Below are 1,473 nucleotides of genomic sequence, written 5' to 3'. Positions count from 1 at the left end.
GCCGACCGTCGCCAGCGTGAGGCTGTCCGCGCCCAGCGCCGCAACATGACCTCCCGTGTTGCCGAGCGAACCGGCATTGACGGAAAGTGCGCCTGACGACTGCAGCGTGCCGCCCTGGTTCGACAAGTCACTTGTTGCCGCGACGTTGAGCGTACTGCCCGAGACAATCTGCCCATTGCGGTTGGACAGTGCGCCCGCCGTGACGGTCTGCGGACCGCCTGACGACAGTACACCGCCGTCGTTCACCAGCGTCCCGGAGGCGCGCGTGTCCAGCGCGCCGCCCGCTGTCACCGTTGCGCCCGACAGGTTCAGGTCGCCGCTGCTGGCCGTGAGTGCCAGCGCACCGTTGGCCGAGGTACGGCTTCCGGCGAGATTGACCGCCGCGCCGTTCAGCGCCGCATTGCCGCCGGCCGCGTTGCGACCGGTCGCGCTCAGTGTGCCGCCAGCCGTCACGGACAGGTCGCCGGACTGCGCCAGGCTGCCGTCGCCGTTCACACCCGCACCAAGCGTACCCGTCGATGCCACGCTGCCCGCATTGACGGTCGTGTTCTGCTGCGCCGCCACCACACCGCTATTCGTGAGCCCGCCCGACGTGCTCGCTGTGACATTCTGCTGCGCGTAGGTCGTCCCGCTGTTGTCGATGCCATCCCGTGCGGACAGCGCCAAGTTTCCGCTTGCATTGGTCTGTCCGGCGAGGATCAGCTTGCCCTCAGTGGTCAGCGTCAGGTCGCCCGACTGCGCAGCCAGCACACCTTTGGTGGACACACCCACGCCCTGTTCAGTGCCGACCAGAACGATCCTGTTCGCGTACATGCCGCCAAGCTGGCTCACGTCGATGGAGACACCCGGCGCCGGACCATCGCCCGCGACAGGCGTTGCAGCGAGCGTGTCATGACTGATACTGTTCGCACCGGTCACGACGTTCAGGTTCTTCGCATAGATTGCGGCGTTTGCCTGGACGGCGCGGGAAAGCAGGTCAACCTGGTCGGTATCGCCTGCATTCAGCCCCGCGCCCTGGATGCTGATGTTGCCGCCGGTCACGTTAAAGCCCGAGAGCGAACCGTCCGGCGCAAAGTTCGGCGTGCCCGTGGTCAGGATGGCCCTGGACGTATTGATAAAACCGCCACCATTGACCGAAATACCAGAGCCGTTCGCGATGACAACTTCCGCGCGCTGGCCCGCGACTTCAAGATGTCCATTGATCTGGCTGGCCGCGCTGCTGTTAACCTGGTTGACGATGACACGCGCCGACTGGCCTGGTCCGAAATTCGGATTGCCGTTAATCATGCCCGCCTGCTGCGTCTGCACGATGGTGGGCGAATTGTTCAGGATCGCGCCTTTCGGCTGCACGTCGAACCGGCCATAGGTATTCATCGAGACGCCCGTGCCCGAGGGCCGGTTGATGTTCACCTGATCCAGGCCGTTCGGTGTCTGTACGACCGAAGGCGAGTGCGCGCCGCTGGGAACGATCTG

1 protein-coding gene is annotated in these 1,473 nt (G+C 65.2%); it reads right to left on the bottom strand.

Annotated elements, in window-relative coordinates; translation table 11 throughout:
- The coding region (locus P3T22_RS33215) for a filamentous hemagglutinin N-terminal domain-containing protein (protein WP_429327284.1) at window positions 1–1,473 on the bottom strand (1,473 nt) is incomplete at both ends.

Origin of the sequence: Paraburkholderia sp. GAS348 (genome assembly GCF_050434205.1) — a bacterium.
Taxonomy (GTDB): Bacteria; Pseudomonadota; Gammaproteobacteria; order Burkholderiales; family Burkholderiaceae; genus Paraburkholderia.
This window is presented reverse-complemented; position numbering and strand designations above follow the sequence as displayed.